Below are 8403 nucleotides of genomic sequence, written 5' to 3'. Positions count from 1 at the left end.
GATCTCGCTGGCCGGCGCGAGCGGCTGGCCGCACGCGTCCTTCGCCTTCTTGCGGGTGGTGCAGTAGTACCGCGGCAGTCCCTTCTTGCCGGACTTCTGGCCGTGCATCCGCCCGTCGCACCGGTCGCACCGCGCGATGTTCCGCAGCAGGTACGTCGAGATCGACTGGCCGGGGTGCCGTGTCGTCGACCGCTGGCGGCGAAACTCGGCTCGGGGACGATCGCCGCGTGCTTGCCGCGGATGTCCCGGCTCGTGCCCCGCTGCGTAGTCACGTAGCCGCAGTACGTCAGGTTCCCCATGATGTCGCGCACGGTGTCCGCGCAGAACAGGTTGCCGCGGGTGGTCCGCCATCCTTGGGGTCGTGGTTGCGGGGTTGTTCGTGGCAGCCGCCTTTGAGCCGCTGGCGCCGGCGCAGGGGGGTATCGCCACCATGAACCTCAGTTGCACCGCTGGGGCACGGGCGCTGTGCACGACACGGCAACGACGATCGACAGCCGAGGCGCCCTGTGGTTGGTCTGTGCTGGCCCAACCCACCGCGTTCGAGTTGTACGCGTTGCCCTCGATGGGCGAATGTGAAGCCACAGCGCCCTGTCTGGTGTCCAAACGAGATCTCGGGCCAAGAAGCCGGCTCGTGCGCGTTGGTCAAGGCCGGAGACCACTAAGGCCTCAGCTGGCTGACGACGCTCCCGATCAGCAAGCTATCTGCCACGACGTCGCGGCCGAAGGATCGTTGACGCCCGGCGGCTTGCCCCCGCTCAAACTCGCGGGGGTAGGCCGCTGGCCCGGCGTCCTCGGCCGCTGCCGCGCTGGCCGGAACACCGGGTAGCCGTCGGCGACCGCTGGGCGACGTCGGTCTCGACGGGTTCCGGCGCCAGCCCGCGCGGAGGCCTCGGCCGCGCGAGCGCTCACAGTCCGCCGAGGACCGGGACCGCCAAGGGGTACTTGCGTCAGCAAGAGAGGCACACTGGTAGGTTCTGCTGCGTGTTCGTCCGGGGTCTTGGAGCGCTCTGCCTCTGTTCGCTGTTCGTGGCGACCAGCTCGGCGACGGCGACCGGGCGGGACAGGCCGGTCAAGGAGCACGTCGACCTCGTCCTGGTCAAGAAGTCCGGCATGACGAAGTTCGAGCACAAGGGCCGAGCCACGGGGACGGTGGCCGGAACGGTGCGGTCCCGGATCACGCTGACGCATTCAGTTGTGCTCAAGGGCACCGTGACGATCACCACGGCGGCGGGCGCGGTGCGGATGACCGTCGATGGTCGCGCGCGCTCGCTCGGGCTCCGGACCAAGTTCACGGGCAAGGCGACGATCGCCGGCGGGACCGGGCGCTACGCCAAGGCGACCGGGGTCGGGCGGTTCACCGGCGTCGTGAACCGTGACACATGGCATGCGACGATCGACGCGACGGGCACGTATCGCTACTGAGCTGGTCGCCCGTGTCGCCGCCGTCGCAACGGGCGTCCTGCTGATCGCCACCTCGACGGCGGTCGCGGCACCGGTTCGGTTTCGGGTCGAGCTGGGCGGAGACGCTCGGCCCGGCGCGACGACCTCGTTGACCTTCCGCCTCCGGGTTTCCAGCGAGCTGCCGCCGGTCACCGAGTTCCGGGTGCTGACCCCGTCGGGCATGGACCTGAGCACCACGGGCTTGGGGGTCGCGACGTGCGTTCGGCCGCTGTCCGAGGTGCTCGACGTCATGCACACGCTGTATCACCGGCCGTGCCCGGCGAACTCTCTGATGGGCACCGGCTCGGCCACGGCTCAGTTGCGGTTCGATCCCGAAGATATGTACTCCGGTGCGGCCCGGATCGCGTTGTACGCGGGCGAGTCGGTGGGCGACAAGCCCGGGCTGCTGGTCATCGCCGACACCTTTCGCCCGATGCGCACGCAGTTCAGCTACCAGGGCTATCTGTACGTGCCGCCTCGCGGCTTCGGGTTGGGGATGGCGATCAAGGTCACCCCGATCCCGAAGCCGCCCTTCGGCGCCCCGGTGGCGCTCTCGAGCTTCAGGCTCGTGGTTGGCCGGGCCTCCCTTCGCTACACTCGCGTGCGGCATGGGCGCCGGGAGACCTACCGGCCAAGAGCCATCCCCGTGCCTCGAACCTGCTCGCGCCACGGACTTGGGTTCCGCGCCATCGTGCGCTTCGCCGGCGGCCTCCGGTTGGTGCAGGACGCGCGGGCGGCGTGCCCGCACGAGCGGTAGGCCCCCGCCTGAGGCGAGCGCGGCTCCCGCGGAAGGCGGGTGTCGCGCGTTGTGGGATGCAACGCACAGATATATGCTTGTGTCTCTAAAGGCGACGTGATGTCGGAAGCGACACGGCTGACAGTTCTGGGAATGGTTCGACGGCGGCCGCATTCGTACGGCTACTCGATCGTTGACGAGATCAGCCGGTGGTCGGCGCCGGAAGGCGTGGCTCCATCGGTCCGAGCCGTCTACAAGGCGCTTGAAGCCCTTCGTGACGGAGAGCTGATCGCCCCCGTCGCGACCACCGACGTCACCTCGGTGCAGCGGCGCCGCTACGTCGCGACGCCGATGGGTGAGGAGCGTTACGAGAACTGGCTGCGAAGCCCTGCGAGCTCCTTTGCCGATCTCTTCCGGCGTCTGGGGAGCGCGAGGCACAGCGACCTGCCGGTACTGATCGAGTTGGTACGGGCTGCGGAGCGCAGCTTCGTCACGTCGGCCCAAGACCTCCAACTGACCGAGCCAGCCTCGCTGGTCGACGCCGGCGCGTCGTGGGGCGAGGTCTCAGCGGCCCTTCTCCAAGCCACGGAATGGAACGAGAACGCCGCTCGAGCGGGATTTCTCCGGAACGTCCGTCGCGAGTTGGAGTACGCCTACCTCCGATTCGACGCCACCTCGGCCGTACCATGAAGCCGGTCGTCCACCTCAGCGCCGTGAGCGTGGTCTTCCACCGAGGCCCATTGAGAGTCGACGTGCTGCGCGACGTCTCGATGGAGCTGTTCCCTGGCGATCTGGGCGGCGTGTGGGGCCGGCGCGGCGCGGGCAAGACGACGCTGGCCGCGGCCATCGCGGGCATGCAGCCGCCGAGTCACGGTCAGGTCCTCTTCGACAATGGCGAGTCGCGCGGGCATCAGGACGAAGGCAGGGTGGCGGCGCACGTCGGGTTCGCGGCGACCAGGCACGGGCCGCCCTACGACGACTGGACGCCCGTGGATTGGATCACGGCCTCGATGGTCAACCTGGGACTCCCCTGGCGGACCATTCGACGTCGCGCTCATGTGGCACTCGACCGCGTAGGGATCGGCGAGTTCGCCGACGAGCGGTGGGCGCACCTATCCGACAGCACCAGAGCCCTCGCGTCGATCGCCCACGCGATCGCCAAGACGCCACGCCTGCTGGTGGTCGATGACGCCGTCGCCGGGTTCGGGGTGGGTGACCGAGCCAGCATGATGGACCTGCTCCGCGGCTTCGCCGGCGATGGGATGTCCGTGCTGATCACCGCCGCCGAGATGACGGACCTCCGCGGCGTCGCACGGCTCTGGGAGCTGGAGGACGGCACGCTTGATGGTCCGCCCCTCAAGCCGCCCGAGCAGCCGGTCGCGCCGCCGCGTCGTCGCGCGCTCGCAACCCGGCGTTCGGCCCGACGTTGAGTACCCGCCTCGACGAACACGATTTCTGAGCACTCGACGGTAGTGCCCGCGACACTAGTGCCCGTGGCACTAGTCCCGTCCCATGGCTCCGCCTACGGTCAGCAGGCATGGCGGAGCGCATCGCGACGACGGCCAAGGACTTCGAGGCCCGCAAATTCCCTTCCGTTGGCCTCGACGCCCATGGGCGTCGCTCGCCGGCCCACGGGCTTCGTCCGGGATGCGCGCGTAGGTCGCCCCCCCGGCCGACGAGGCGAGCGACGCCGATGCGGGCAGGGATCGTTGCCTGATGGGGGACCGGTGCGATCGTCGGGTCCGCGAGGTGTCGGACCTCGCTCGCCGTCGCGGACTGCGGGACGAGCGGGACCGCACAGCGCTCGACGGTGCCGTCGAGGAGATGCTGGACGTGCTGTATGCGGCGACCGAGCAGTTGGACGTCCGCGTGTTGGTCGTGGCGATGTTCGGTGATCCGTTCGCCGGCGACGACCAAGACCCCGAAGGTGGGCACAGCGTGCCGATCCGTGCGAGCTTCGCGTCGTTACGAGCTTCAGGCCCGGTGACCGACCCCCAGAAGCGGTATCTCGCGCTCGAAGGGATGCGCGCGGCATCCGATTCGCTGTTCACTGAGATGAGTCTGGGGCTCGATCTCGCCGACGCGATGAACGCCTTGGCCGACCGCAGGGACGCCGGCGATCAGGCCGCCGCAGCAGCCCTGAAGACCGTCTTCGAGGCGGCCCGCGCAGCGCGAGCTGCGCGAGAGGGCGCCCCCGTCCCCGATGTCGAAGAGAAAGACCGACACCAATGACCTCCAGGAAAGAGAAGAAGCAACGGCGCGAGCGCCTGCGACCCCATCCGGCGCGGGATCAGATCCTGGATCTGATGCGCAGCTACGGCAAGCCGATCAGCCCGATCCAGATCGCCCGCATCACCGGCGGGACCCTGGGTTCGGCCGCCTACCACGTGCGCACGCTGGTCTCGGCCGGCGTCATAGAGCTCGCCGACGAGGTTCGTGTGCGCGGCGCCGTCGAGCATTTCTACGCGCTTGTTCCTGGTGATGATGAGGGTCTGCGGATCATCGACCCGGTCACCCAGCTGCTCGGGCTGTGCGGGGCGTTGACCGTTCCCGCAACGGATGGTGGCTACCCGCGTCCTGGCGTCCTGGACGAGCTTGCCCGTGAACGGCTCGTCGGCGTCCTGGATCGTCTGCGGCCCGAGGTCCAGGAGATCGTGGCTGAGTCCGTGGCACGCGCCGAGCACGCCGAGACAGACGAAGACGGCCAGCCGCGCAACTAGGCGCGCCGGGATCTGGTTGGCGACCACGGAGCCCGGCGTGCTGTGATGCACGTCGTTGGCGGTATCGGTACAGCCAGTGCCTGAAGGCCGTGACCGCCTTGCCGCACAAGAGACGTCAGATATGCTCACGTCTCCAAAATGCCGCGCGCTCTTGCTGATCAACCGGTCTTGCCGTGACTGCGGGCCATGGTCCGGCCGCGCATGCCCGTCCGGCCGAGCACTCGGACCGCGGTGCCTCGCCCGTGATCGAGCTACGGGACGTCCGGAAGCACTACCTCGTGGGCGACGAGGTCGTCCGCGCCGTCGATGGCGTTTCGCTGACCGTGACACCCGGCGCAATGGTCGCGCTCTACGGACCGTCAGGTTCGGGCAAGAGCACGTTGTTGCGGTTGCTGGCCGCGATCGAGCGACCGGACGCCGGCACGATCATCGTCGACGGGACCGACGTCACCTCCCTGGACGAGAGGCGGGCGGCCGACTACCGCATGAACGTCCTGGGCTGGATCGGACAGGACTCCGATCTGGTCGACGGCGCCTCGCCGCTGGACAACGCGGCCTTCAAGCTCATCTGCGCCGGCATGAAGGTCCGGGACGCGCGCCGGCGGGCGGCGCAGGCGCTTGCCGTGGTCGACCTCTCGGTGCGCAAAGGGCAGACGGCCGAGACGCTTTCGCTCGGCGAACGGCAACGGGTCATGGTCGCGCGCGCCCTGTCCCTGAACCCTCGCGTGCTGCTCGCCGACGAGCCGACCGGCAACCTCGACAGCGAGCGCACCCGTCAAGTGCTGGGCCTTCTCCGCACGGTCACGCACACACGCGAGATGGCCACCATCTTGGTCACCCATGACGAGCGTGCAAAAGACTACGCGGACTTGGCCTACACCTTGCGCGACGGCACTCTCAGCCAGTTGGTGCAATCGAGGAGACCCGCCGGGTGAGCCTGGCCACGCTGGAGCCGGTCACGCCAAAGCGCCCGCGGGTCGGCAGCCTGCTGCTGCTGTACCTGCTGCGGCTCAGGCGCCGATGGCCTGCCGAGGCGATGGCGGTGCTCGGGATCGCCGCGGGGGTCGCGCTCCTCTACGCCGCCAGCGTGGCATCGAAGTCGCTCTCCGCGCCGGTTCGGAGCCTGAACGAGGGGATCGTAGGAAACAGCCAGATCGAGCTGCTCTCTCGCGGCGGCGTTGGGATGCCCGAGGTGGCCTACGACCAGATCGTGGCGATCGATGGCGTACGTCGGGCGGCGCCGGTGCTCGAGGTGCCCGGCAACGTCGTCGGTCCCAAGGGCGACCGCGCCGTGACGTTCTTCGGGTCGGACCCGCGGATCGTGCGCCTGCGCGGCAACCTGTTGAAGGGGCTCAGCAGCACCGACGCCGCGGCGCAGGAGGCGACGGTCATCACCGCGCCGATCGCCAAGCACATCGGCGTGAAGTTCGGAGACGACATTCGCGTCGAGATGGCGGGCCGCAGGCTCGCCGTGCCGGCGGTCGTGGCCGGCAAGGACCAGCTCGGCCCGCTGACCGAGACGTCCATCGCGCTGGCCCCGCTGCGCTATCTCCAGCGCCTCACCCGCAGCGGCTCCACGGTGACACGGATCTTGGTCGAGGCCGAGCCGGGGAAGGTCGACGAGGTGCGCCGCCGGCTCCGCCCGATCGCCGCGCGGCTTCACGTCGACGTGAAGCCGTCGGACTTCGACAGCCGCGCGTTCGCAAACGCGGCCAAGCCCACCGACCAGGCGACGCTGGTCTTCAGCGTCTTGAGCGCGCTCGTCGGTTTCCTGTTCGCCGCATGCGCGTTGCTGGTGACCACGGCCGACCGCCGCAAGACCATCGTCCAGCAGCGCGAGCTAGGCGTCCCTCCACGGGCTCGTTTGTACACCATGTTGATCGACGCGGCGATCGTCGGCGCTCTCGGCGTCATCGTCGGGCTCGCGGCGGGCGAGGCGCTCTCCCGCGCCGGGTTTTCCTCAGACGTCAGCTTCTTGTCCGGCGCCTTCCCGGTCGGCGAGCAACGCATTGTCACCTGGCAGAGCGTCGCCGGCGCGGCGGCAGGCGGCATGGCTGCCGCGGTCGTCGGGGTGCTCGCCCCGTTGGGCGACGTCGTCGTGGCGGCACTGCCGCACTGGATGCGGCGTCAGCGCCGACCGCGCCGGTTCGCGGCACGCCCTGGCGGTCCGCTCATGACCACCGGGATCGTCTGCCTGGCGGCGGCGACGGTCATCGCCGTCTTCGCACCTGCCGCGGTGATGATCGGCCTCGCGCTGCTGGGCGTTGCGCTTGTGCTGTGCCTCCCAACGATCCTGGCGTCGGCGATCGCGACGCTCGAATGGTGGAACCGGCGGGGACCGTGGTCGTGGAACACCACCGAGCTGGCGCTTCAGCAGCTCAAGACCCGCAGTTGGCGACCACGGGCGCTGGCGATCGCCACAACAGGCGCCGTCGCCGTGTTCGGCGCGACCGCTCTGCAGGGCGCGCGCGTCAACCTCCAGGCCGGGCTCGACGACCTGACGACCGGGCTCACCGAGACCACCGACGTCTGGGCCGCGCCGCGCGGCGCGGGAAGCTCGATCGGCACCGCCCGGTTCGCGCCGACCGCCGCCCGGGCGCTCACCGACGAGCCCGCCGTCGCCGGCGTCGATCTCTACCGCGCCGGGCTTCTCGACCTCGCCGAGCAGCGGACATGGGTCATCGGACAGCCCGAAGCCGTCACGCTCCCGATCCCCCCGCACCAGGTGCTCGACGGCAGCGAGCGCCAGGCGACCGCCGACCTGCGCGGTAAGCGCGGCTGGGCGACCGTTTCCCGCGCACTCGCCGACAAGCTCCACCTGCGCGTGGGCCAGACCTTCGACCTGCCCGCACCGCATCCCGTCCGACTTCGCCTCGCCGCCATCACAACCAACTTGGGATGGGCGGCCGGCGCATTGGTCATCAACGCCAACGACTTCGAACGCGCATGGGGCAGCGACGCCATCGCTGCCTACCAGGTCCGCCTTCGGCCCGGCACACCACCGTCCATCGGACGCGAGCAGGTCGAAGCCGCCCTCGGCGGCAGGGCGTCGGCGCTGCGCGTCGAGACAGGACGGGAGCGCGGCGACCGCCAGCGTGGGATCACCAGGGCGGGTTTGGCACGACTGCGGCAGATCACCACCGTGACGTTGATCGCGGCCGTGCTGGCGATGGCCGCCGCCATGGTCGGCCTGCTCTGGCAGCACCGGCCGATGATCTCCCACATGAAGGCACACGGCGTCCGCGCCACGGTGATGTGGCGGATGCTGCTCATCGAGACCGGCGTCTTGTTCGGCACCGGTGCCCTCGCCGGCGGCATGTTCGGTCTGCTCGGCCAGGTACTCGGCAGCGATGGTGTCCAAGCGGTGACCGGCTTCCCCGCCGCCGACGGACTGCGCCTAGACGTCGCCGCGATGACCGTCGGGATCGTCGTCGCCGCGTCACTCCTGGCCGTTGCGCTGCCAGGGTGGCTGATCGCCCGCGTGCGGCCGTCATGGCGCAGCTAAGC

At 69.7% G+C, this 8403-nt stretch carries 9 protein-coding genes; 8 read left to right on the top strand and 1 reads right to left on the bottom strand.

Features of this window, described 5'->3' with window-relative positions:
• Positions 1-351: zinc ribbon domain-containing protein (locus tag VFG42_RS27470; RefSeq protein ID WP_414642307.1), on the bottom strand; the 351-nt coding region annotated here is incomplete at its 3' end.
• Between the two features lie 675 nt (positions 352-1026).
• Between VFG42_RS27470 and VFG42_RS02320 the strand changes: the two genes are divergently transcribed.
• The 8 genes from VFG42_RS02320 (at position 1027) to VFG42_RS02285 (ending at position 8401) form a co-directional block, all read left to right on the top strand.
• Positions 1027-1422, top strand: coding sequence for an autotransporter (locus VFG42_RS02320; RefSeq protein ID WP_324904838.1), 396 nt, complete (start codon positions 1027-1029; stop codon positions 1420-1422).
• Positions 1385-2197, top strand: a complete 813-nt coding sequence (locus VFG42_RS02315; protein ID WP_324904836.1) for a hypothetical protein — start codon at positions 1385-1387, stop codon at positions 2195-2197. Before VFG42_RS02320 ends, VFG42_RS02315 begins: the two co-directional genes overlap by 38 nt.
• Before the next feature lie 99 nt (positions 2198-2296).
• Positions 2297-2866: a PadR family transcriptional regulator gene (locus VFG42_RS02310; protein ID WP_324904834.1), complete on the top strand. Its 570-nt coding sequence runs from the start codon at positions 2297-2299 to the stop codon at positions 2864-2866.
• Positions 2863-3606 carry an ATP-binding cassette domain-containing protein gene (locus VFG42_RS02305; RefSeq protein ID WP_324904833.1) on the top strand — a complete coding sequence of 248 codons (744 nt, stop codon included), beginning with the start codon at positions 2863-2865 and terminating at the stop codon, positions 3604-3606. Before VFG42_RS02310 ends, VFG42_RS02305 begins: the two co-directional genes overlap by 4 nt.
• Before the next feature lie 319 nt (positions 3607-3925).
• On the top strand, positions 3926-4408 hold the full coding sequence (locus tag VFG42_RS02300) for a hypothetical protein (protein ID WP_324904831.1): 483 nt from the start codon (positions 3926-3928) through the stop codon (positions 4406-4408).
• On the top strand, positions 4405-4896 hold the full coding sequence (locus VFG42_RS02295; protein WP_324904829.1) for a hypothetical protein: 492 nt from the start codon (positions 4405-4407) through the stop codon (positions 4894-4896). Before VFG42_RS02300 ends, VFG42_RS02295 begins: the two co-directional genes overlap by 4 nt.
• A gap of 278 nt (positions 4897-5174) precedes the next feature.
• Complete coding sequence (locus tag VFG42_RS02290; protein ID WP_324904827.1) at positions 5175-5831, top strand: ABC transporter ATP-binding protein; 657 nt, start codon at positions 5175-5177, stop codon at positions 5829-5831.
• Positions 5828-8401 carry an FtsX-like permease family protein gene (locus tag VFG42_RS02285; protein WP_324904825.1) on the top strand — a complete coding sequence of 858 codons (2574 nt, stop codon included), beginning with the start codon at positions 5828-5830 and terminating at the stop codon, positions 8399-8401. The genes VFG42_RS02290 and VFG42_RS02285 overlap by 4 nt, the downstream gene beginning before the upstream one ends.
• Positions 8402-8403: the final 2 nt, after the last annotated feature.

Origin of the sequence: Baekduia sp. (genome assembly GCF_035685985.1) — a bacterium.
In the GTDB taxonomy this organism is placed as follows: Bacteria; Actinomycetota; Thermoleophilia; order Solirubrobacterales; family Solirubrobacteraceae; genus Baekduia.
Note: the sequence above shows the minus strand (reverse complement) of the source record. Positions and strands in the feature narration are given on the sequence as shown.